Raw genomic sequence first — 22,236 nt, 5'->3', positions numbered from 1 at the left:
TAAACAAAACCATACAAAACATTAACGATTCCATACACTTGTTTTCATAATTCATGATTTGTTACAAATTCTTCATAGTTTTGTTTGAAATCATTGCAAAATCAATTTGGTTAGCGTAATGATGGAAATTCCTGTTTTATTTGGCAGTGTAACAATGTTATGTTACACTGATCCCAATAGAACATAACATTGTTACGTTCGAAAGGAGTGAACTGACATTGAACCTGATCTCAAAAAAAGACCTGCTCGCAGTAACAGGCATCTCTTATGGCCAGTTATACCGCTGGAAGCGCCAGCGGCTGATTCCGGACGAATGGTTTTTGAAGCAGTCGTCCTATACGGGGCAGGAAACTTTCTTCCCTCGCGAACAAATGTTAAGCCGCATCCAATCCATATTGGAGCTGAAGGACCAGTATTCCATGGAGGAGCTTGCAAAAATACTCTCGCCGGAAACCTCGGATACCTCGGTCAGTATCGAGGAGCTTGGCACGATCGCCGAGCTTAAGGATTTTCTTCCCATGCTGCCTGCACTGTTTGGAAAGGAACGGTACGACTTTTCAGATATCGTAATCCTTTTGTGCGCCGCCCGGGCCGCAAAAAGCTCAGGGCTCTTAATGCCGCAGATAGAAGCCTTGCTGCGCGAGTGCATCCCCGCAGCGTCCAGGCAAAAAAAGCTGGATCGGATGTGCTGCATATTTTTTGCGGATGGAAATCCCCATATCGTATTTACGAAGGATACGGACGAGCTTGTCTTTGACAACCGCATTGAAAAAAAAGCCTGCGTTTCTATGAATGAAACTGCAAGCGAGCTGAAGCTTGATTATCAAAAAATTTTTACAGATTAACGGAGGATATTATAATGAATGACTTTTTTTTGAACGGAGTCGGTACGATGACCGGCGGCGTATTTGATGAAATAAAAATTGACGGAAGCGGAAAGTGCACGGGCGACCTCAAAGCCAGGCACATCAGCGTGGATGGTTCCTTTAAATGTATGGGCAGCGTGGAGACTGAATTTTTGGATTGCGACGGTGCAGCTGAGTTTGAATCGTATGTCAAAGCGACCAGGATTGATGTGGACGGCATGATGAAGGTGAAAAACGGCACACGGATCGAAGCGGAGGAAATTTTGTGCGATGGCCTTATTCGCATAGAAGGCGAGATTTCCGCCGACCGGATCAAGGCGCACGGCTGCATCAGCGCAAATGAGATCGTTGGCGATCATATCGTCATCAAGTCACATGTCAGCAAATTCCTGCGCCTGTTTACAAAGGACCTTTCCACAGTGCAGCTGATCGAAGCCACGACCATTGAACTGCGCGGCGTGACGGCAGGAACCGTAAACGGGCAGGACGTCCGTATCGGGCCATATTGCAGGATCGGGAACCTTGATTGCAACGGTACGCTTTACGTCGATCCCAAGGCGGAAGTGAAAAATATCACTGGAAACTATACTCAGGTATCGGAATGAGCACTGACAGCAAAACCAGGTCAAGGGAATATTTTGACAGGCAGGCGCGCGACTATGATAACTCCAGCGACGGAAAATTTGTCGCGCCCATGTACGCGGAGATGCTCGAACGGATTGCAGGGATCGCTCCCGCATCCCTGCTGGATGTTGGCTGTGGGACCGGGAACCTGCTGCTCCCGCTTGCGGATTCCGGAATTTCGCTTCATGGCGTAGACCTGAGCAAGGAGATGGTACTTGTTGCACGCGAACGCCTTGCCGGACGTGCGGAGGTTATCGTTGCAGACGCGCAAAGCCTGCCCTATCCGGACGAATGTATGGACCTTATTGTGTGCAATGCCTCCTTTCACCATTATCCCCGGCCCGGTGATGTGCTGCGCGAAATGAACCGGGTACTCAGGCATGACGGCAGGTTGCTGATTGGCGATCCCAACCCGCCCGCAGCGCTGCGCGGGCTGATGAATTTCTTTGTCCGTTTTTCGGAGGGCGGGGATTTTCGGTTTTATTCCCGCCGCCAATTCGGGCAAATGCTTTCAGGAAGCGGATTCGAGATGACGGACTGGCGCAAGCCAAACTACAAGGTCTGCATACTGGAAGCAAAGAAAACAAATCCGCCGTGTTGTGCAGCTAAAAAATATCCGTTCAGTGATTGAATTATTTCTTCTAATATAGTAAGATTTGATTTGTGTCGCGTTTGCGCCACACAATTCGCAATTTTATTGGGGGGAATAAAAATGAGTACGGATAACGAGGCAAAAAAAGCAAATCCCGCTCCGCTGGGGTTGCTTGGTTTTGGGATGACGACGCTTCTTTTAAACCTGCACAACGCGGGTATCATTGGGCTGTCTGTCGTCATTGTGGCAATGGGTTTTGCCCTTGGAGGCGCAGCGCAGATCATCGCGGGCGTACTGGAGTTTAAAAACGGAAACACCTTCGGCGGAACGGCCTTTACCGCCTACGGTTTTTTCTGGTGGTCGCTGATTTTCATCTGGTGTAATCCGACAGGCGGCAGTATCGCTGCGGCGGACGGACAGTCCATGGGTTTCTACCTTCTTTTGTGGGGCGTATTCACGCTGTTTATGTTTATTGGTACTTTGAAGCACAACCGTTCCATGCAGGTCATTTTCCTGACACTGGCGCTATTATTTGCGGGCCTGTCTATCGCGGACTTTACAGGCATGGAAGTGATAAAAACAATCGCCGGGTACATCGGCATCGTATGTGGCGCAAGCGCAATCTATACCGCTATGGGCCAGGTGGTGAACACCGAACACGGCAGGCAGGTTATGCCGCTGTAAAAAATACGACTTTTTATAGCAATTTGTCGTATGTTTTGCATAAGTTGCTTTCAGTGAAATCGCCTTGGCGCCCGGGGAAGCTTTCCGCCGGGTTGCTTTGTACAAATCAATATAAAACACAAAGCCGGTCTCCAAAAGGAAACCGGCTTTTCATTACGCGATCAACGATTCATTACTTGGAAGCAGCCTTCCATAAACCATGCAGATTACAATATTCATAGATCACAAAATCATCAGAATCAATTATAAAGTCAGCCACCGGTTTATCGCCCGGCTTTAAGAGATATCTCTGCATCCTGTTTGGCGTTTCCACAGCGATCCATTCAATATGGTGTTCTTCCAGCATTGGATGCTCTACGCTGCCAATTTGGACATGGAGTTTATCTCCGTTTTTCTCAAAATACGGTACGTGTTTTTCCTGTGCCGCGTCTACTGTATTCGCTTCCAGCTTCACCATCGGTTTGCCACAGCAATAAAGCTCTCCGCCTCCATCCTTAATGAGACCGACAATATTTCCGCATAATTCGCATCTGTAAAATATCGCTTTTTCTTTCATCACATTCACCCCTGAATTCTTCCATTAAAATTTTTTGTAATTGTTTTTGACGGCCTTTCCGCCGTATACTATTTTAATAAACCTTCCTTCTGGCCATAAACCCGATTTTCACAGATATCCCGAAAAAAAAAACGGTATTTCCAGGAAATACCGTTTTGGGGATTTTACTTATTCCACATTCAATGTCAGCTCGAGCGCAACATCCGCTTTCTCCGCCGCTTCAATCAGCTCGTCGGTGAGTACCGTGCCCTTTTCGATCTTAAAGCTGCCGTCCTTGCTTTGCACATCCGCGCCTGCCTTGCGGCCAATCAGGAACTCACGCTGCTTTTTCTGGTAATCGGTGAGCTCTTCTGCTTTTTCTGGGGCGTCAGCCTGTGGTTTCTCCTGCTTTACTTCCTGCGTAAATGCTGGAATGGACGCTGCCCCCTCCTCACTGATAAATACCATATCGTTTGCCATTGTCGCAATTTTATCGCCTTCAATCTCGCCGCCGTCCTTGAGGTCAAGCGAAATAATTTCTCCTGTTTTCTCGTCAAAATCATAGGACTCTATGGTTCCGATAATATTTCCGTTGCTGGATACGGCTGTCGTCCCCTCCATATAAAAGGCTTCCATCATTTCGCTTTCCGTATTACCCAATGCTTTGATGTTTTCTATCGTGGGAGTCGTCACAAAATTTTCACCCACTCCAAAGATATCCTCCACCTTTACAACCGAAAAGAAATACGATTTCCCTTCGCGCAATATCAGGTACTTTACCTTTTTTGTATTTGCATCTATCATGAAATCCGTTACGATTCCCTTCTGCATACCTTCCTTGATTCCCATAATCGGCAACCCGAGCAACTGTGTCGTTTTTTTCATGATCATATCCTCCTGATCTTATTTTTCATATCATTTTATTTAATGACCTTATTGGTTCCCTGCAGGATTTCCGCCTTGATTGCAGAGAAGTGGTCTTTTGATATCAGTTCTTTTTTCTCCAGCTTGCCGTCCTTGTAATAGTTCCTGTATACCTCAACGTCGTAGCCCTTATGCTCTTTTTGGATCAACTGTCGAGTCCCGGCGGGAATCTCGTCGGTTTCAATAATATCCGGATCGCCCGGATCGGTTTCCTTTAAAATATTATTGACGATTTCAATTTCGGTTCCATCGGGTAGCGGCTGGCCATAGAGGTTTACCCTTACGATCTTTCCGTCAAGCTCGGCGCTGATATAGATTGGATATTCGCTCGTGTTTTTGATGATCAGGTCTTTATCGTCCCAGTTGAGCGTCGCATCCAGGCCAATCGGCAGATATTCCGACGGAAAGCTGTGGTGCACACGCTCCACGATCTCCATATTCGCCCTGAGAGCCGCATTATAAAGCGTGCCGGACAACTGGCATATCCCTCCGCCAAGCTCATTTACCAGGCGTTTACCGTCTGCGATTGCCGCCGCCTCCTTAAAACCTTTTTCAGCCGTCCTCTGTCCTACCAGCTCATTAATGGAAAGCTGCTGATCCGGTTCCAGCTTAAGCCCGTTTACCGCCTCGCACATCAGACGTATATTTGTGTTCCTGTTCGCATTATCTGTAGCAATCGTCTCGCACGAGCCGATCAAAACCGTATTCTCTTTCAGATCCTCCTCAGACACCTTCGGATAAACGATCTCCCCCATTACCTGCAGCGCGTCAAAATTTTTGTTTTGGATACGCTCTGAAAGCTCGGCGATCACACCGGCTGTGTCCGCTGTAATTCCCTGTTTTGACGCGGTATAGGTAAAACGGCGCGTATCTTTATGAAACGTCGTGCTTGCATCCGTTGCCTGCACGCTGTTTTTCCCAATAAATTCCTCCACGCTGTTTCCAAGCGTTTGCTTGTCTGTCTCTATGCCTGAATAGTACCGTTTTCCGGCCTTTTGTTCCAGTGCGGTTTCATAATTTTGTACAAGTGATTTATCCGGATCTTTCTCTGCCTCAAACGCCTGATCTATTATCTCATGGATATTGGACTTGATCCCAAGCTCCTGGGCGTTGAACGTTTTCTCTTTGTCATTGAATGTCAGCTTGATTTCAACGTCCTGCGCTTCCTGTTCAACGGTCTGGCATAATGTCGCTTCCGCCTGTTCCCGCGTCCAGCCGCTTACGTCCACATCATCGATCCAAACTCCCTGTCCAAAAACAGGCGCTTCCACAATATTCTTCATCCCCGCGCCTATTCCAAGCAATACCGTTGCGCCCGCAAAAATAAATACGACAAGAAGATTGATCGCAAGTTTGTGTTGTCCAGTATTCTTTTTTCCCTGATCCTTCCCCTTGTTTCCAGGGTACCGGTCGGAAGATTTCCTTCTCATTCCTTACTGTTCTCCAGTGTAAGCAGTACCAATTTCAGCTTCTGCTTCTCATCGCTGCTCCACTGATATTCCCCTAACATCATAAATACTTTCTCCAGAGCCTGTTGCTTTTGCTTTTCCTGAATCAATCCAAGAAGCTCCTTCATTTGTTCATTCTTTTTCTCTTCTTCTGTTGTTTCCGGTTCTTCCGGCTCCTGATGTTCCTCCACGAAAACCGCCTCCCGCGTTTCCGTTTCCATGGCATCTTCTACCTGATATTCCAGTTCTTCTTCATGCTCTATTTCAAGTTCCACTGGCTCCAAGACCTCTTCCTGTACCGTTTCACCTGCGTTTTCTGCCTGCGTTTCTGCCTTCTTATCCACTGGTACGTCCACAGGTTCTTTCCAATCGGCAAAATATGGTTCTTCCTCTTTCGCCGGCGCAACCTCAATTTCCTCTTCCATTACCGGATGTGTTTCCGCAGTATCCGCCAACGCTTCATCCGGTTCACTATTTGCCAGTACCTCGCCCACCGTCCTGCCGGCAAGCTCTTCCATCATCTGCGTATCAACATCCAGCCGGCGGCGGGAAGGCCGTTCCCCTTTTGGCTTTCTTTCCGCCTGCACTAACTGGCGTTTGTTTTCAGCTTCCTGCATACGCAGCCGTTGCTTCTCTTCGCGCAATTCCCTTCGCTCCGGAGCTGCGGCAGCATATTCCCTTGCCTTCTTCCTCGCAAGGAAAATTACAAAATACAGCACAATCAGAAATACAACCGTAAACATCCCGGCCAGAATCAGCTGCCCGACATCGTCAAAAGAAAGCGCATAATGATAAAACAGCGCCGCCGCAACAGCAGCAAGCGCAACAATCAGAATTCCGCCCAAACGATAAGCCGGACTCTTTCGGTTGATCACCAAGACCACTATGATTCCTATTACAGCCAGACCGATTATATACTGCATCCGGTATCATTCCCTGTTCTTAATTCGGCATTTTGGAAACCATGCGTGACAGCCGCGTCAAAACAATTCCAAGCGCCGTTTATCTTGTAATAAAAAATATTCATGCGTATTTTATTTTATCATTATCCAGATTGAAAATCAAACTATTATTCATGAAAAAATGCCTTTATGTTCACATTTTTTGGCATTTTCAATAATATATACAGCGGTTACTGCCTTTTTTAAAAACAATACTGTTTCAGTCTTGTTTTTAAAAAACCCCTGTTTTATCAACAGGGGCAATCAAATATCCACGTTTTCGCGAACCGCTTATCTTTTATCCTTTTTCTTCGAAAAATAGGAAATATATTCCAGCTTTGGAGCATCCGGGAACAAGAATTCATGCAGGTCCATAAAGTAGTCATCCGTCATGCTGGCGATATAGTCCACCACTACCTGATTCGGCTCCTCCTTAAGATAAGCTTCCTTCAGTCCGGCCGCCCGCGCAAAGCCACGGTATACATGGTTGATGTGATGCCGGAAAATGGGCGTTCGTTCGTCGCCGGCTTCAAAATCCTGCAGGAGCTTTTCATACACCCGTTCGAACATTTTTTTGATCGTTGGATACGGTTCGTTTTTATCCTGCGGCTCGTATATCCGCTGGAAATTCACCTGCTTTTCATAAGCGAGCGCCTGGGCGTATTCCGCGTCCAGCTTGATATATGGTTTTGCGTAGCTGTTTGACACCACGTTTGTAATCAGGTTGTTGATAAACTCCGAATTGGTTGAACCAAGCACATTATTCTCAGAAAACGGCTGCACACCGCCGATCTTGAGCGTTTCCGCGTCCAGCCTGTCCTTTCCAAGGTAAGCAATAACGTCGGAAAGACGTACCACGCATCCTTCCAGTGTGGAAGGAACGAGCCTTCCAACCATGCTCTCGTCGGTATAGCATTCCTCCATCAGGTCGTCAAATTTGCCAAAAGCTTCCTCCGGCTTATCGGTGCCATATGTGTGCGGGCGGTATTCCCCGCTGACCTTTTCCCCGTTATGGCACAGTATGCCGTCCAGCACCTGCAGGCTGATGTTGAGCGACAACACCTTGTCCAGTATGCGCGCGCTGTGCACATTGTGATTAAAATAGCGGCCCGTATGCGCATAATAAAGCGCGGACAGAAACCGTTCTCCGGCATGCCCAAAGGGCGTATGCCCCAAATCGTGCCCCAGAGCGATTGCTTCAATCAGGTCAAGATTCAAATTCAGCATCCTGCCAATATTGCGCGCAATGCGCGACACAAGTTGAACATGCAAAATACGCCGCGTGATGTCGTCGTTTTTGTACAAAGAAAACACCTGCGTTTTGTCTGCATACCGGTTAAAATACCGGCAATACAAAATCCTCTCGCTGTCCTTGGAGAAATTAGGCCGCTGTATACGGAATTTTTCTTCCTCCCTGCGCATCGAGCTTTCATCACGTGTTGCATAGGCGCACATTTCATTTTGCTTACGTTCCAGATCCGCGCTTACCGCTGCCTGTACCTGCGGATCGAGTTCAATGTATTTCTTTTTCATGCTCATTCATCCTTTACAGCCTTATTATACCATAAAATCAAAAAAATCCAGTATTTTCGCGTAGCGGCCATTATCATTAAAAATATTGATCGGCTGACGGGCAAGGTTTGACCGGCCCGGCAAGAGTGTATTATTATAGTGATGAAAATCAATGGAGGATAAACATGATGAAAAAAAGCTTTCTTGGAATATTAGCGGTCACTGTAAGCTCGCTGTTTTTATTTGCGGGTTGCGCGCCCGCACCGGCTTCGGAATCGCCCGTACCCACTGAGGATCTTATTCTTGCAATTACCGGAGAGGTAACGGAGATCGTTCCTTCCGACGATGTAACGCAGATCACGGTGGATGCAGGAAAAGACGGCAGCAGCCAGTCAAATTATTCGCTCATGATACTGAATGTCGACAAAAACGTGCCCGTTACGCTGGACGGCCAGACTGAAAACTTTAAAGAGGGCGCTATTTCAGTCGGCGACGCGATTGAGGTATACCTCTCCCCCACCACTCCTGTGACCGCTTCCGAGCCGCCGCAGGCCACTCCCGTTTCTATCGTTATCGTTGCACAGTCCGGCGGAACGCTGCTTGAAGGCTCAACCGGACAAACGAGCGTTACCGGTGAGATTACGGAAATCACCAAAGATAAGGACTACTATCTGGTATACGTGCAAAACGAGCCGGATGGCGAGCCAGTCAACGATTTGCGTGCAGTCGTTTCTTCCGATACAAAAATCACTTCGGAAGACACTGGAAGTAACATGGCTGTGGCGGATTTAGCGGTCGGCCAAAAGGTAACGGTTTCTACGGACGGACGTATGACTTTCTCAATTCCCCCGCAGGCTAACGCACAGACAATCCTTGTGCATGACGCGCAGGCAAAATAAAAAACCAATAAAAAAGCTCCTGTTTGATCGGGAGCTTTTTGTTTTGATTCAAATAAATCATCCGTTCGTCCTGTTTGGATTCCTTTCGCGAATCGCGCAGATTTCATCTTCCACAAGCATAAACGTTTCTGTGAGTACAGGTGAAAAAGCATGATATTCGCCTTCTTTGATTTTACGCATCGCCGTCTCATGAGAACAATTTTTTGTCATTGTAAGATAATCGTATTTGTGGGCAATCGCTACTGCCTGCGCGCATATTGGAATATCATCGCCGGATAAATTATCCGGGAAACCGGAACCGTCCCACTTCTCGTGGTGATACCTGCAGATATTATAGCAATATTTGACATACGTTTTATTTTCAATACTGCCAAGCGGCTCTATGAGTTTGCATCCTTTGATCGTATGCTGCTGCCAGATCAGCGTATCCTCAGGAGATAATCCGCCCGTCTTATTCGCAATCGATTCCGGGATCAGCAACTCCCCGATATCATGCAGGATCGACGCGATGGAAATCGTATCGATCACCTGCGGCGTCAATCCATACTTATCGTCGTAATACTCGTAGAGATATTTCAGCAACTCTTTGGTATAAAGCCTCACACGCTGCATATGTTCTTTTGTTTCCGGCGTTTTCGTTTCCAGTACGGAAGTCAGTACCGCCACAATAATTTCATTGATATTGGACAGCGTCTCTGATTTTTCTTCCAGTACGTTTTCAAGATCATTTTGGTACCGGAATAACGCAATCATATTTTTGACGCGACGCAAAACGACCTCGGGTACAAAAGGCTTCCTGATAAAATCAACCGCGCCCATCGAAAGGCCTTTTTCTTCCGCTTCTGCAGAATCCTCAGCGGTAATCATGATTACAGGCACATTTTGAATCATGTTGTTAAAGCCCATATATTGCAGCACGTCGTAACCGTCCATATCGGGCATCACAACATCCAGTAAAACCAGCGCAAATTCATTTTCGTTCTCTTCCAAAAGCCTTACGGCTTCTTTGCCTCCCGCCGCACATACCGTGTCATACTCAGGCTTTAACAGTTCCTCAAGCACAGCCCGGTTGAGCTCGACATCGTCGACAATTAATAATTTTTCTTTCATAGGCCGCCCCCGCTTTACTTTACTTCCGCTTCGATTGCCTGTGCCACGTTTCCATAACGGCGGTAAACCTCGTCCAGTTCGTAATCCGTTTCGCCTGCCCTGATTTTCTTGCAAATCACATCGCAGGCTTCGGCAAGTTCTTTGATTCCAAGCGTTGCGCTCACACCTTTAAGCGTATGCACCGCGCGAAATACCGTATCCGTATCCACTTGTCCGGACTTTTCCAGAATATGGATATTGTCATCCTGTAGGAATTTAATCAAAAACTTTTCATACAGAGCTTCATTCCCGCTCATGCGTTTCAGACCGTCGTCATAATCGATTCCCGCTGCAATTAACTTTTCCCGATTCATTCGTGAACCTCCTCACCCTGCCGTTCATTAAATTCCCCTACTCTTCTTATCATACAAAATTTTTTGCAAAGCTGCAAATATAATCTCCGGTTCGATGGGCTTTGACATGTGAAGATTCATACCGTTTTTCAACGCTTCCAATTCATCCTCGTAAAAAGCGTTCGCCGTCATTGCTACAATAATAATATCCTTTGCCTGCGGATGGTTGCTTGCACGAATCAGCCTTGTCGCTTCATATCCGTCCATCTCAGGCATATGCACATCCATTAGTACCACATCGTAATACCCCGGCTCTGATTCCAGAAATTTTTCCAAGGCCTTTTTCCCATTTTCGGCAGTCTCTACCTCAAACCCGACACGCTTTGTGAGTTCTTCCACAATTTCAAGGTTGAGCGCGTTATCCTCTGCAATCAATAAGCGCTTGCCACTGAAATCGTATTTCGTTTCCCTGCAAACAGGAAGCGCCTCTACCTCGCCGCCCGCACGCCGCAGTATGCTCGAAATATCCTCGATCATCACGGGCTTCAGCATAAAATCGTTCACGCCCACCATGAGCGCCTCTTTTTCAATATTTTTGTAATCATACGCCGACATCAACACAATGTAAATGTCATTCCCTGCCTTTTCCCTGATCCACTCAGCCGTATGGATTCCATCCACATCCGGCATATACAGATCGATCAGGCATACGTCAAACCTGTTTGCGTTTTCCTTAAAAAGCAACGCTGCGTCAAATCCGGATGCAACCGCTTTCACCTGAACGCCCATCTGCCTGCACAGCAGCTCCAGATGGCCTCGCACTTCAATGTCGTCGTCAATGATCAACACACTCAGCTCCTTCAGATGTTCGGACAACTGTTCGCCCGGCTCCTGATCCGCGAGCGCCTCCAGCCACAGGTTAAACGAAAATGCGCTTCCTTCACCTTTTTTACTTTCCACCTCGATCGTACCGCCCATAGACTCTACAAGCGTTTTGCACAATGCCATTCCAAGGCCTGTTCCGCCATATTTCCGGTATGTGGACGCTTCCTCCTGCTCAAACGGCTCAAAAATACGCGACATAAATTCTTCATTCATGCCGATTCCACTATCCTTCACCTTGAATCTCAGGCAAATTTGGTTGCCGCGCTTTTCAAGCTCCCGGACTGTAACCCTGATCATGCCCCCCTCTTTTGTAAACTTGACAGAATTGGAAAGAAAATTGAGCATCACCTGCTTGATGCGCATTTCATCTCCCTTCACCCTGTCATGCACAACGTTTTTGAGCACAACGTCAAACTGCAATTTGTTTTCTTCCGCTTTGGGCTGGATGATAACCGCAATGTCGCCGAGCATTTTATTAATACTGAATTCCTTGTCTTCGATCTCTAGCTTACCGCTCTCAATCTTGGACATATCCAATATATTATTGATCAGTTCCAGTAAGTGCATAGAGGCCATATTGATTTTTCTGAGACACCCCTGCGCCTTCTCAGGATCGTCCATGGAATATTCCAATATGCGCGTCATACCAATCACCGCGTTCATCGGCGTACGGATTTCATGACTCATTCTTGACAGGAATTCCCGCTTTGCCAAATTGGCCTTTTCCGAGTTTTCCAACGCCGCCTTCAGCGCGCTCTGCGACTCTTTAAATTCTGTAAGATCACTTGTCATCAGAACGTATTTAACTACCTCTCCACCTTCAATGATCGGGTAGCGCTTGGTTACAATATCCTTCTGGAGCCCTGTATCCGGATCTTTTATCTGATACTCATATTCCAGAATTTCGCCAGGGCTCGTGTTGAAAAAATCCCTTGTTTTGTAAAATTCGGTTTCTTCAAAATAGGCGCGGGAAATTTCCATATTTTTTTTGTAATCTTCCGCGGCAAATCCCAAAATGCGCTCTGCATTTTCACTGATATACTCCACTCTCTGCGCTTTACAGTCATACACCATAAAAACTGCGTCTACATTTTCCGATATTATGCTGAACAGCTTGTCGTTGTGATAAATATTTGCATTGCGTTTGCTGATCGTCCGCACACTGAGCACTGAAAGCAGGAGGGTAAGCGCTACAAGCGCAATTCCCCATACAACCGCCGCCTGGTTGGTCTGCTCGTTGAGTATATAGGATTCCTGAACATAGCCGCTCATAGCCTGCTGTGAATCGTCAATAATCTCCTGTACCAGCTCCTCCGCCTCAAGGTACAACGGATATGCTTCATCCATCAGCAATGTGGTGGCAGCATCCTTTTGACCGGCTTTAATCAACGCAATTCCCTGGTCGTGAAGAGCCTGTATCTGGTCAAAATCCTCATAAAGCTTTTCTACCGTGGCTTTATCGCCCTCATACTGCGTCATCAGGGTGTTCTTCAGTTCCTGCTGCAACGCCCTGTACCGATACATGTTATCAAGCGCATCCTGTTGCTGCTGGCGGTTTCCATCCGAGTTGAGCAAATCGAGCATCGTATTACGCGCATATAATATTTCCAGCCGCATCCTCCACGCGGCATCGTTTACTGCATACGGTTTCTGGTAAATCTGGCTGGTATACTCTGCCAGATTATCTGTGTTTCCAATCGTCATATATGCAAAAGCTGTGACCAGGATTGATATTATGATCACTGTTATGACCAAAAGCGCATTAATATTTTTGGGGCTCCACTGTTTCTTTTGCTTCATAACTTCCCTCTATTAATGTATATATGTTCTGGATTCAATAAATATTCCCATTTCAGTCGTATTTTCATAAAAAATCTTGAATTTTGCATTTTATTGTGACCATCCGTGCAAAATTCACCCCATATCATTTTATTTCGAGACATGTTTGTTTGGTTCCTGTTTTTTAAAAAAATAAAAGCAGACACTTCCGGCCCTGCGCCAGGATATGCCTGCTTATTCTGTTTTCCAAACCGTGGGTTTCCCCTGTATAATTTTTTGTGCAACAACCTGAAAGGCCGGTATAATGGTTACCGCCATTATTGCTGATTTTCCTGTTGATCCCGCAATAAAATGCTTCATCTTTCCCTCTTTGACAGGTAAATAAATACAATGCCAAGATATTTGTAAACCGTCGCAATGAATAAAAAACATTTTTTTATTATTTTACAATAAAAGAAGACACAGGAGACCTGTGTCTTCGAGTCAGATAGCTGCTCTTTTACGCAATAGCGTTCCGCTCGGCGGATGTCCACCCGGCGCTTGTCATATGGCAAGCGCCAGCGTGACGATGCGGCAGCAAAATGCACCGTAAACCTTATCGATCAATAATTACAACTTCCCTGCGCGCGTCTTTTACCTGCATAAAGCGCTTCTGGTAACTTATTTTTTTGGAATCCCTCTTTGCAAGCGGCAGCCTTCCCTCACGCATATCACAAGCCAGCTGCTCCACATAATCATAAAAATGCTCCACCGCCTCACGAGAAGCTTTTGCGTGGTATTTTACCTCCAGCATTTTATTTTCAATCAGGATATCGTCCTTTCCCTGCGTTGCATAGAAGACAAGTGCCGCCGATCCGTACTGTATCAGGCGCCGGGCGGCGTTCCGCGGCCCAATATGCTCGAGCGTATCCGAAAAGCCGCATTTCAGGCAAATCATCCTGCCTCCAAAAAAACGGTTCCGGAAGGAATTCCTGCCACAGCGCGGACAAGTGTAAAATATCCCACGCGGGCTTACGAGCACGGGCTTTTCCAGTCCTGCCGCTTCCGTTTTATACAAAACCACAGCCACAAGCTTGTTAAATTCCCCTGAGGTCAGCTGTGCATGCTCCTCACCGCTTGTGAGCCTGTCGCCGATGCTCCCCAGCTTGTAGGTGATTACCGTGCTTTTATACTGCTGCGCAATGCCTACAAGACCATTTGCAAGGGCGTGCATGCCGTTTTTACTGCGAAAGCTTTTCCCTTTTGGTATCCTTCCTTCCGCAACAAGCGTCCCGTCACGGTCCGTGACCGCGTAACATACCGCACAGCTGAGACCGCGCGTAATGCCAAGATAAGTTTCGCTCCTGATTGTCTGCGGATATTCGCAGGCCACGTTGACAGAAAGATAATACTCTCCTTCCTTACAGGACAAACGTGCTGTTTTAAACATTTTGGGATTTTTAAGGCCCTGGAGCAAAATCTCGTGCTGCCTTTTGCCAAAGGAAAGCGGAACGACAAGATACCGCTCCTGCCGGTTGTCTGTTTCGAGGGGTTCATTGCCCGCATACACATACCTCAGTTTTGTATCACCGCGCGCTATGCCGCCCCTGCGCGCCTTGTCCTTAACGCTCATCAGGTATATTTTTGCATAAAACCGGCCGGACTCTTCATCATAAAGCAAACAGTAATCCCTGTTTTTCGCATAACGGCCAAACAGGATCGGCTTTTGCATATGCAGCGAGGAATACAGCCTTCCCAGTTGGGCTTCAAATTCCTTTCGGCATATTTTCCGTTCGTCAAACTCCCCCACAAGCTCTGTAAATCGCTCCTGAAACGCCTCCTCGTCCAATGCCCCATGCGGGTAGCGAGCCGTCTTTTGCGTTTTACGCAGGGAGAGCCAGCCAACCATTGTCATCGCATAATCGAGCTTCAGCGCATCCTTAAAAGGCTGTACTCCAAACTGGTTTAACTCATCCATGACTTCCTTTTTGAGCAGCGCCGTAATACGCCGCGTCAGGAACCCGCTCCCGGACTTCATTTCGCTGGCGATTGGCCCGACGTTTTCCCTTGTATGCCCAAACAGGTAGGTAAGCGCACGATTATAGCGGCTTATCGCATCGTCGATTACCGCTTTTTTCGCGCCCGAAAGATTATGCAGTTTCAGGACAACCGTCTTGATCACCATTTAGCAGTACTCAATCTCCACATCTTTTCCCATTTTCTTCAGAAGCCTTGAAATATCCTTTACCATACGAAGCTTCAGGCTCAGGTCTATTGGCAGGTCCGGATTCTGGTGCGCCGGATTTGCAGCGCGCCCTACAATGAAGTGTGCCTTTGTGCAATCCTCCAGAAGCAGCTTTGCAAGCTTAGACGCTCCGTCCTGTTTAAAAATATCGAATATCTCTTCCATTTTACTTTCTTCGGAAAGATATGTCTGCATGATCTCAAACGTTTTCGCGAGCGTAACCACGCCCTCTGTCACAAGGTCAATGCCGTCGATCATGCCGATTGGCGGGACTCCCGGATCTTTATAGTCAATCTTAACACGCAGCTCCCTGCCGGAAATACGGCTTACGATCTGCGAGGTCGTCCCCCCGCACACCACCTTGATGCCATCCACATCAAGCAACCGTCCCACGATTTCTTCGTCGCGCCCGCAGTCTACCGGCGGCCCGACCATGATGTGCGCCGGGCAGGAATGCCGCACCCGCGTGGTTACAAAGGTCGTATCGTCGCCGGGCTTATTATCGTAAAGCGAGTTGCAGGCCGAAAGCATCAGCTTGGTCATTGCCCGTGCGGGCATCTCCTTGCGGTAAGCACGGCAGGCATATTCCACAATATTATCGCGCTGCCAGCCAAAATTCAGCGTCTGTCCGACGCCCGCGTGAATCGCCCCGTCCGAAAAGGCAATGCACATATCGCCTTCCTTCATCACAAAATGGCTTTCCAGTATCTTTTTGTCACCGATTTCAATTTCCGTTTTATCAACCGGCAGTTCTTTTCCGTCACGTAAAATGATAACCTGCGGATTATCGAACTCCATCAGGTGAGCTTCGCCGTTTTCATGTACGCGCAGAATGGTAAAGGTACAATACGCGAGCCCCCGCACCGCGCATACCGGCAGTGTGGATGCCATTGTCTCCACCGTTTCATAGATATCCGCGCCCTCGGAGATCATCGTTGCCGCAATCTTACTCGAAAGCGTGGAAAGGATATTCGCTTTTACCCCGCTGCCCAGGCCATCCGCCAGTACGATGGTCGTAAAGTTTCCTTTACGAATGATCTCCACCTTATCCCCGCACAGCTCTTCGCCGTATTTGAACAGGCTTTCATTACTGGTTTCAATATATACGCTCATCTTCGCTCTCCTGAATATAATTCTTCAGCTTGGTAAGCGCCAGTTTTGTCTCCGCAGTGGTCTCTCCAAGGAGACTCGCAATCTCCTGTGCCACACGCATCTGCTTGTTGATAACCTCCTGCGTTACCTCTACTGTTTCCGCGCGCATCTCATTGATCTTTTTCTGCTGGTTCTCATCCTCGGTGATATCCTTGATGAGCAGCAGGTACATCGAGTTTTCCTTCACATAAATGGTGGACTGCTCCACTGTGATGTCAAGGTCCTTATAGTACACTTTACGGTCGTAAATATTTTCCCCGCTTTGCCTGACCTCGTCGATGTCGTCGCAATCGATGATCATGGAAACAGGCCTGCCCACATAATTCTTCTCGTTCAGCTTAAAAAGCTCCGCAGCCATGCTGTTGTATTCCATCAGGTTAAAGTCGCTGTCCAGTATTACAATCGCATTCGGCGTATTGTCGATCACCACGTTGGAAATACTTTCCGCCTTCTCACGCATAAAGGGCAGGCACATTTTGATGTCCGCTTTTCCCTGCAGCACGGCAATCGCCTTATCGCGGCAGGTCGGGTATCCGCAGCCGCCGCAATTCAGCTTCTTATCCTCAGACGTTTTGCCCATTTTGACAAAAATCTGCTCGATCTCCTCTTCCGAGGGCTGGCGCTTGTGCGCGCTGCGGTCTTTATACGGATGCGAAAAATCAAGCTTTACATCCTCCGAAACAGGCGCATGCGGCGTGCTGCGGTTTTTGGCATAACGCAACGTGCGGTCCTTTACCTGAAGGAACGGATGGTTGATTTCCTTTAGCCCCGGCCCGCCAAGGCAACTGCCGGTGCATGCGTTCATTTCAAGGAAATAGTCCTTCATATCGTCGGATTTCAACGAATCCAGTATTTCCATGCAGCGGTCTACTCCATCCACCGCCACGCATTTATAATTTTTGCGGACCGGCTTATCAATGGTTTTGATGATACCGCCCGGAATTGGATACAGCCTGTTGATCGTCGCTTTCATTTCCCGTACGTCCGGATCCTCCGCTTCAAGGTCGATCCCTTCGTCTTCCAGCCACTTCATCAGCTCGTCAAAAAGCAATACTGCGTCAATCGCGCCGCCGCCCGCTTCATCCTGCGCTTCATGGATTTTGGAGATGCACGGGCCGACAAAAACCGTTTTGATACGGCTCCCGTAGACCTCTTTCATCATCTTGCCATGCGCCGTCATGGGCGCGTCCACCGGCGCAAGGTATGGCACAAGCTCCGGATAGTACTTTTCCACCAGCAAAACAATCGTCGGGCAGCAGGTGGTGATGATGTTTTTCATCTTGTGTTCCTTCATCAACTCGCCAAAATTCCGCGACACCTGCGCGGCGCCAATGGATGTTTCCTCTACACCGGCAAAACCAAGCTTTTTGAGCGCGGATGAAATCTTCGGAAACGTCGCGTCTTTATAGCAGCTTGCAAACGAAGGCGCAACCGAAACGTATACTTTATCCCCGTTTTTGAGGTAACCCTTTACCTTTTCGATACTGCTGTTGATATATTTCGCATTTTGCGGGCAAACCAAAAAGCAGTGTCCGCACAAAATACATTCCTTTTCCGTGATCTCCGCCTGCTCGTTTTTGAAGGCGATCGATTTCACCTGGCAGCTTCTGATACATTTATAGCAATTTTTACAATTTGCTTCTTTAAATTGAATAATACTCACTTTATACAGCGCTCCCTTCGGTCGCTTCACGAAAAAGATTGCATCCCTTTCGCGAGCCTTCCCTGTCAGTAATAAAAAATAGACCAAAACCGCGACAGAGCTTGCCGCTCCGCCACGGTTATCATAATTCAGAAAATAATACTATCTCTCAAGCAGTGTCAAACCTTTGCCAGCACCTGGTTTTTGAAAAACTCGCCTACATTATCTGTGTTGACGGAAAAAATCTCTTCACCGATCTGCACCGAAACCGCGTCCGTGCAATGCCCGAGACAAAATACGCCCGTAAGCTCCACCTTGTCGCCCAGCTTGTTTTCCTCGATCATCTCCTGCAGCTCGCTGACAATATTGTAGCTCCCCTTTAAATGGCAAGCGCTCCCAATACATACATTGATCACCATCATTTTACTGTTTCCTCCCCTTTATTATAATCCACGTGCAACAGCTCATGAATCTTATTCTTCAAAACACCGCCATAAAGCGCCATCATTACAGGGTTTTCTTCAGAACGCTTCACCTGCGAAAGCTTATCCGCATCGTAAAGGCCCTTAGCCCTGTCCTCTTTTTCCTGCTTGCGCGCAAACGGCTGGCCCGCGCCCGCGATACATCCCCCGGGGCATGCCATTACTTCTACAAAATCGTATTCCGCTTCTCCGCTCTCCAGCTTTTCAATCAGCTTTTCCGCATTTGCAAGGCCGTTTACAACGGCAATCCGCAGTCTTCCATCCCCGAACGGGAGGCTCGCTTCCTTTATGCCTTCCATACCGCGCACACCTGTATATGCGATATTATGAAGCATATTGTTGCTCTTATCGTCCACCACACGGCGAATAACAGCTTCCGTAACACCGCCGGTCACGCCGAAGATCACGCCCGCGCCGGATGTGATACCAAACGGCATATCCGCAGCTTCAGGATCGATATCGTCAAATACGATACCCGCCTGCTTCAGGATACTGGCAAATTCCTGCGTTGTAATAACGCCGTCCGTATCGCGCGCGCCATCGCTGCGGACAAATTCCGGACGGACCTGTTCGTCTTTTTTGGCTGTGCACGGCATAATCGCAAATACGACCGTTTCCTTACCGTCCACCTCCTGTACCTGCTTGAAGTGCTCTTTGATGACCGCGGAAAAAATCTGCATCGGCGATTTACAGGTGGAAACCTGCTCCATCAGCTCCGGATGCTTATGCTCCGCATATTTCACCCATGCCGGACAGCAGGATGTAAAGAGGGGCAGCTTTTTGCCCTCTTTGTATTTCTTCAAAAACTCCTTGGATTCCTCCATAACGGTAAGATCTGCACCCATTGTGGTGTCGTAAACCTCATCCACGCCCATTTTCCGCAGCGCGCCGACAATCTTGCCCGCGACGTTCGTCCCCGGTTCGAGGCCGAATTCATCGCCCAGTGCCACGCGAACCGCCGGTGCAAACTGTACCACAACGCGCTTGGTGTCGTCGTAAATCGCATCCCAGAATTTCTGTGTACAGTTCCTGATCACGATTGCGCCTGTCGGGCACACAGAAGCGCACTGTCCGCAGTTCACGCAGTTTGTCTCCGCAAGCGGCCTGTTCCACGCAGTAGAGACCGTCATCTCCGAGCCGCGGTACGCAAAGTCAATCGCGCCCACATTCTGTATTTCCGTGCACATCCGCACGCAGTCTCCGCAGAGAATGCACTTGGACGCATCCCGGATAATAGACAGCGACGAGTCGTCGATCTCCGTCTGCTTTTTGGTGTTTTCAAACCTGACGTTATCGATGCCAAACCGCAGCGCCAGCTCCTGCAGGCGGCACTTGCCGTTTTTCGGACAGGTGGTGCAGTCGCGGCAATGGCTCGAGAGCAATAGCTCCAGAATCATTTTCCTGTGACGGAAGAGCTGCGGCGTATTGGTTTTGATCTTCATTTTATCGCGCGGAGGCGTAGAGCAGGATGCGATTACTCCGCCCCATTCGTCTTCCACCACGCACATACGGCACGCACCGTAGATGGAAAGCTCCGAATAATAGCAGAAGGTTGGCAGGTCGATTCCCGCCTTCCTGATCACCGCGAGAATATTCTGTTCCTGGTCAAACTCTACAATCTGACCATCTATAATCATGTGCTTTTTATCTGTCATCACACTAAATTCCTTTCGTTTGCCGGTAATTAAAACTGCTCTTCGATTGCGCCGAAGCTGCACGCCTCTTCGCATGCGCCGCATTTGATACACTTTTCAGCATCAATCGTATAAGGGCTCTTCACCACGCCTGTGATCGCGTTTACAGGGCATTGGCGCGCACATTTGCTACAGCCCTTGCACTTTTCTTCTATGATCACATATTGCTTCATGGCCTGGCAGTTTTTCGCCGGGCACTTTTTATCCACAACGTGCGCCATGTATTCGTCCTCAAAGTACTTCATCGTACTGATTACCGGCGACGGAGCCGTTTTCCCAAGCCCGCAAAGCGCCGTTTTGGAAATCGTATCCGCAAGCTCGTGCAGCATATCGAGGTCTTCTTTTTCTCCCTTGCCTGCAACGATGCGCTCTAAAATTTCAAGCATCCGCAGCGTACCCTCGCGACAGGGAACGCACTTCCCGCAGGATTCGTTCTGCGTAAAGTTCATGAAGAACCGCGCAACCTCAACCATGCAGGTGTCTTCGTCCATCACCACAAGGCCGCCGGAGCCAATCATTGCGCCAACTTTTTTAAGCGAATCAAAATCAAGCGGAAGATCGAGATGCTCTTCCGTGAGGCATCCTCCCGACGGGCCGCCGATCTGCACAGCCTTGAATTTCTTGTCGTTTTTAATACCACCGCCGATATCGAATATGATCTCGCGGAGCGTCGTACCCATCGGCACCTCGATCAGGCCCGTATTGTTTACGTTCCCCGTGAGTGCGAAAGCCTTCGTTCCGGGGCTGTTTTCCGTTCCCATTTTACGGTACTCCCCGGAGCCCTCCAAGATGATCATCGGCACATTTGCATATGTTTCCACGTTGGAAAGCACCGTCGGCTTATTAAACAGCCCATGCTCTACCGTGCGCGGCGGTTTTACCCTTGGCATACCGCGGTTTCCTTCGATAGAAGCTGTGAGCGCGCTTCCCTCGCCGCACACGAACGCGCCCGCTCCCTGGTTGATTTTGAGGTCGAACGCAAAGCCGCTTCCCAGAATGTCGTCGCCCAAAAGGCCGAGCCTGCGCGCTGCCGCAATCGCCACCTGCAGCCTCTTTACCGCGAGCGGATATTCCGCACGCACGTAAATATATCCCTCGTGCGCCCCTGCGGCGATTCCCGCGATCATCATTCCTTCGATCATACGGTGCGAATCGCCTTCCATAATGCTGCGGTCCATAAACGCGCCCGGATCTCCCTCGTCGCCGTTGCACACCACATAACGCTGCGGCTCCTTCTGGCGGGCTACCTGCTGCAGCTTTTTCCCTGTGGGGAAACCGCCGCCGCCACGGCCCCGCAGGCCGCTGTCAAGTATCTCCTGTATGATTTCCTCCGGCTGCATTTCAAACAACGCCTTCGCAACAGCCTGGTAGCCGCCGCGCGCAATATATTCTTCTATCGATTCCGTATCCGTATGCCCGCAGTTGGAAAGCACCATCCGCGTCTGCTTGCTGTAGAAGGGAATGTCCTCCTGCGCCGCATATGCTTTCCCATCACGTGTGAAAAGCAAACGCTCTACCGCTTCGTCGCCCACAAGGCTTTTTTCAAGAATCTCCTCGCAGTCCTCCGGCTTCACCTTCAGGTACAGCCATCCATGCGGCTCGATCCGCAGCAGCGGCCCCATCTCGCAAAAACCGTGGCATCCGCTTTTCTTAAAAGCGATCTCCTCGTGCGGCTCTTCCTTGAGCTCCACCGAAACCGGCAATCCACGCTCCTCGGCAAGCTCTTTCAGGCGCTCGTAGATTTCCAGCGAGCCGCCGGCGACGCAGCCTGTGCCCGCGCATACCAGCACCTTCTTGTACTGCGCGTCAAGCGACTTTTTATATTGATCTTTAAAATCATTTAATTCCTTTATATTTTGTATCATATCTATTTAAGCTCCCTTGCATTCATCGATCCGGCGCGACGGCCTA

The 22,236-nt window shown here is 48.6% G+C and carries 20 protein-coding genes; 5 read left to right on the top strand and 15 right to left on the bottom strand.

What is annotated here, in order from left to right; genetic code table 11:
* Positions 1–218: 218 nt before the first annotated feature.
* The 4 genes from ACS5WU_RS12450 to ACS5WU_RS12435 all read left to right on the top strand — a co-directional run bounded on the left by ACS5WU_RS12450 (position 219) and on the right by ACS5WU_RS12435 (position 2,766).
* Positions 219–845: a DUF4004 family protein gene (locus tag ACS5WU_RS12450; RefSeq protein ID WP_059108945.1), complete on the top strand. Its 627-nt coding sequence runs from the start codon at positions 219–221 to the stop codon at positions 843–845.
* A gap of 14 nt (positions 846–859) precedes the next feature.
* Positions 860–1,471 (top strand): hypothetical protein, encoded by a 612-nt coding sequence (locus tag ACS5WU_RS12445; RefSeq protein ID WP_059108946.1) that lies wholly within the window; start codon positions 860–862, stop codon positions 1,469–1,471.
* Positions 1,468–2,121: a class I SAM-dependent methyltransferase gene (locus ACS5WU_RS12440; protein WP_302760431.1), complete on the top strand. Its 654-nt coding sequence runs from the start codon at positions 1,468–1,470 to the stop codon at positions 2,119–2,121. The genes ACS5WU_RS12445 and ACS5WU_RS12440 overlap by 4 nt, the downstream gene beginning before the upstream one ends.
* Positions 2,122–2,202: 81 nt before the next feature.
* Positions 2,203–2,766 (top strand): acetate uptake transporter, encoded by a 564-nt coding sequence (locus ACS5WU_RS12435; RefSeq protein WP_046444464.1) that lies wholly within the window; start codon positions 2,203–2,205, stop codon positions 2,764–2,766.
* 172 nt (positions 2,767–2,938) lie between these two features.
* On the opposite strand, the gene ACS5WU_RS12430 is transcribed toward ACS5WU_RS12435, so the two are convergent.
* The 5 genes from ACS5WU_RS12430 to ACS5WU_RS12410 all read right to left on the bottom strand — a co-directional run bounded on the left by ACS5WU_RS12430 (position 2,939) and on the right by ACS5WU_RS12410 (position 8,147).
* The gene (locus tag ACS5WU_RS12430) at positions 2,939–3,322 is read right to left on the bottom strand and encodes a desulfoferrodoxin (RefSeq protein WP_046444465.1); all 384 of its coding nucleotides are present in this window, start codon (positions 3,320–3,322) and stop codon (positions 2,939–2,941) included.
* A 168-nt stretch (positions 3,323–3,490) separates the two neighbouring features.
* The gene (locus ACS5WU_RS12425) at positions 3,491–4,186 is read right to left on the bottom strand and encodes a PRC-barrel domain-containing protein (RefSeq protein ID WP_046444466.1); all 696 of its coding nucleotides are present in this window, start codon (positions 4,184–4,186) and stop codon (positions 3,491–3,493) included.
* A 35-nt stretch (positions 4,187–4,221) separates the two neighbouring features.
* Positions 4,222–5,655, bottom strand: a complete 1,434-nt coding sequence (locus ACS5WU_RS12420) for a VanW family protein (RefSeq protein ID WP_465089184.1) — start codon at positions 5,653–5,655, stop codon at positions 4,222–4,224.
* Positions 5,652–6,596 carry a hypothetical protein gene (locus ACS5WU_RS12415; RefSeq protein WP_302760429.1) on the bottom strand — a complete coding sequence of 315 codons (945 nt, stop codon included), beginning with the start codon at positions 6,594–6,596 and terminating at the stop codon, positions 5,652–5,654. Before ACS5WU_RS12415 ends, ACS5WU_RS12420 begins: the two co-directional genes overlap by 4 nt.
* Before the next feature lie 309 nt (positions 6,597–6,905).
* Positions 6,906–8,147 (bottom strand): deoxyguanosinetriphosphate triphosphohydrolase family protein, encoded by a 1,242-nt coding sequence (locus ACS5WU_RS12410; protein ID WP_046444469.1) that lies wholly within the window; start codon positions 8,145–8,147, stop codon positions 6,906–6,908.
* A 167-nt stretch (positions 8,148–8,314) separates the two neighbouring features.
* On the opposite strand from ACS5WU_RS12410, the gene ACS5WU_RS12405 reads away from it, so the two are divergent.
* Positions 8,315–9,025 carry a hypothetical protein gene (locus ACS5WU_RS12405; protein WP_465089183.1) on the top strand — a complete coding sequence of 237 codons (711 nt, stop codon included), beginning with the start codon at positions 8,315–8,317 and terminating at the stop codon, positions 9,023–9,025.
* 57 nt (positions 9,026–9,082) lie between these two features.
* Here ACS5WU_RS12405 and ACS5WU_RS12400 read toward each other — a convergent pair whose 3' ends face one another.
* The 10 genes from ACS5WU_RS12400 to ACS5WU_RS12355 form a co-directional block, all read right to left on the bottom strand.
* A complete protein-coding gene (locus ACS5WU_RS12400) occupies positions 9,083–10,135 on the bottom strand; it encodes a response regulator (RefSeq protein WP_046444471.1) in 1,053 nt (350 codons plus the stop codon).
* Between the two features lie 14 nt (positions 10,136–10,149).
* Positions 10,150–10,488 (bottom strand): Hpt domain-containing protein, encoded by a 339-nt coding sequence (locus ACS5WU_RS12395; RefSeq protein WP_302760428.1) that lies wholly within the window; start codon positions 10,486–10,488, stop codon positions 10,150–10,152.
* Positions 10,489–10,515: 27 nt separating this feature from the next.
* Complete coding sequence (locus tag ACS5WU_RS12390; protein ID WP_465089182.1) at positions 10,516–13,152, bottom strand: response regulator; 2,637 nt, start codon at positions 13,150–13,152, stop codon at positions 10,516–10,518.
* Between the two features lie 213 nt (positions 13,153–13,365).
* Entirely contained in the window at positions 13,366–13,491 is a 126-nt protein-coding gene (locus ACS5WU_RS12385; protein ID WP_268904089.1) for a hypothetical protein, read from the bottom strand.
* Positions 13,492–13,726: 235 nt separating this feature from the next.
* Positions 13,727–15,295, bottom strand: coding sequence for a hypothetical protein (locus ACS5WU_RS12380; protein WP_046444472.1), 1,569 nt, complete (start codon positions 15,293–15,295; stop codon positions 13,727–13,729).
* On the bottom strand, positions 15,296–16,468 hold the full coding sequence (locus tag ACS5WU_RS12375) for a SpoIIE family protein phosphatase (RefSeq protein ID WP_046444473.1): 1,173 nt from the start codon (positions 16,466–16,468) through the stop codon (positions 15,296–15,298).
* Positions 16,452–18,170, bottom strand: a complete 1,719-nt coding sequence (locus ACS5WU_RS12370) for a [Fe-Fe] hydrogenase large subunit C-terminal domain-containing protein (protein ID WP_059109244.1) — start codon at positions 18,168–18,170, stop codon at positions 16,452–16,454. The genes ACS5WU_RS12375 and ACS5WU_RS12370 overlap by 17 nt, the downstream gene beginning before the upstream one ends.
* Before the next feature lie 158 nt (positions 18,171–18,328).
* The gene (locus ACS5WU_RS12365; RefSeq protein WP_046444474.1) at positions 18,329–18,571 is read right to left on the bottom strand and encodes an NAD(P)H-dependent oxidoreductase subunit E; all 243 of its coding nucleotides are present in this window, start codon (positions 18,569–18,571) and stop codon (positions 18,329–18,331) included.
* Positions 18,568–20,286, bottom strand: a complete 1,719-nt coding sequence (locus tag ACS5WU_RS12360; protein WP_059109236.1) for a [FeFe] hydrogenase, group A — start codon at positions 20,284–20,286, stop codon at positions 18,568–18,570. Before ACS5WU_RS12360 ends, ACS5WU_RS12365 begins: the two co-directional genes overlap by 4 nt.
* 29 nt (positions 20,287–20,315) lie before the next feature.
* Positions 20,316–22,190 (bottom strand): NADH-quinone oxidoreductase subunit NuoF, encoded by a 1,875-nt coding sequence (locus ACS5WU_RS12355; protein ID WP_302761300.1) that lies wholly within the window; start codon positions 22,188–22,190, stop codon positions 20,316–20,318.
* Positions 22,191–22,236: the final 46 nt, after the last annotated feature.

This window comes from Christensenella sp. KGMB01412, assembly GCF_055522415.1.
Note: the sequence above shows the minus strand (reverse complement) of the source record. Positions and strands in the feature narration are given on the sequence as shown.

Coding starts and splice junctions, on each gene's coding strand:
- ACS5WU_RS12445 (WP_059108946.1), top strand. CDS start 860: ATGAATGACTTTTTTTTGAACGGAGTCGGTACGATGACCGGCGGCGTA.
- ACS5WU_RS12440 (WP_302760431.1), top strand. CDS start 1,468: ATGAGCACTGACAGCAAAACCAGGTCAAGGGAATATTTTGACAGGCAG.
- ACS5WU_RS12435 (WP_046444464.1), top strand. CDS start 2,203: ATGAGTACGGATAACGAGGCAAAAAAAGCAAATCCCGCTCCGCTGGGG.
- ACS5WU_RS12430 (WP_046444465.1), bottom strand. CDS start 3,322: ATGAAAGAAAAAGCGATATTTTACAGATGCGAATTATGCGGAAATATT.
- ACS5WU_RS12425 (WP_046444466.1), bottom strand. CDS start 4,186: ATGAAAAAAACGACACAGTTGCTCGGGTTGCCGATTATGGGAATCAAG.
- ACS5WU_RS12420 (WP_465089184.1), bottom strand. CDS start 5,655: ATGAGAAGGAAATCTTCCGACCGGTACCCTGGAAACAAGGGGAAGGAT.
- ACS5WU_RS12415 (WP_302760429.1), bottom strand. CDS start 6,596: ATGCAGTATATAATCGGTCTGGCTGTAATAGGAATCATAGTGGTCTTG.
- ACS5WU_RS12410 (WP_046444469.1), bottom strand. CDS start 8,147: ATGAAAAAGAAATACATTGAACTCGATCCGCAGGTACAGGCAGCGGTA.
- ACS5WU_RS12405 (WP_465089183.1), top strand. CDS start 8,315: ATGAAAAAAAGCTTTCTTGGAATATTAGCGGTCACTGTAAGCTCGCTG.
- ACS5WU_RS12400 (WP_046444471.1), bottom strand. CDS start 10,135: ATGAAAGAAAAATTATTAATTGTCGACGATGTCGAGCTCAACCGGGCT.
- ACS5WU_RS12395 (WP_302760428.1), bottom strand. CDS start 10,488: ATGAATCGGGAAAAGTTAATTGCAGCGGGAATCGATTATGACGACGGT.
- ACS5WU_RS12390 (WP_465089182.1), bottom strand. CDS start 13,152: ATGAAGCAAAAGAAACAGTGGAGCCCCAAAAATATTAATGCGCTTTTG.
- ACS5WU_RS12385 (WP_268904089.1), bottom strand. CDS start 13,491: ATGAAGCATTTTATTGCGGGATCAACAGGAAAATCAGCAATAATGGCG.
- ACS5WU_RS12380 (WP_046444472.1), bottom strand. CDS start 15,295: ATGGTGATCAAGACGGTTGTCCTGAAACTGCATAATCTTTCGGGCGCG.
- ACS5WU_RS12375 (WP_046444473.1), bottom strand. CDS start 16,468: ATGAGCGTATATATTGAAACCAGTAATGAAAGCCTGTTCAAATACGGC.
- ACS5WU_RS12365 (WP_046444474.1), bottom strand. CDS start 18,571: ATGATGGTGATCAATGTATGTATTGGGAGCGCTTGCCATTTAAAGGGG.
- ACS5WU_RS12360 (WP_059109236.1), bottom strand. CDS start 20,286: ATGACAGATAAAAAGCACATGATTATAGATGGTCAGATTGTAGAGTTT.
- ACS5WU_RS12355 (WP_302761300.1), bottom strand. CDS start 22,190: ATGATACAAAATATAAAGGAATTAAATGATTTTAAAGATCAATATAAA.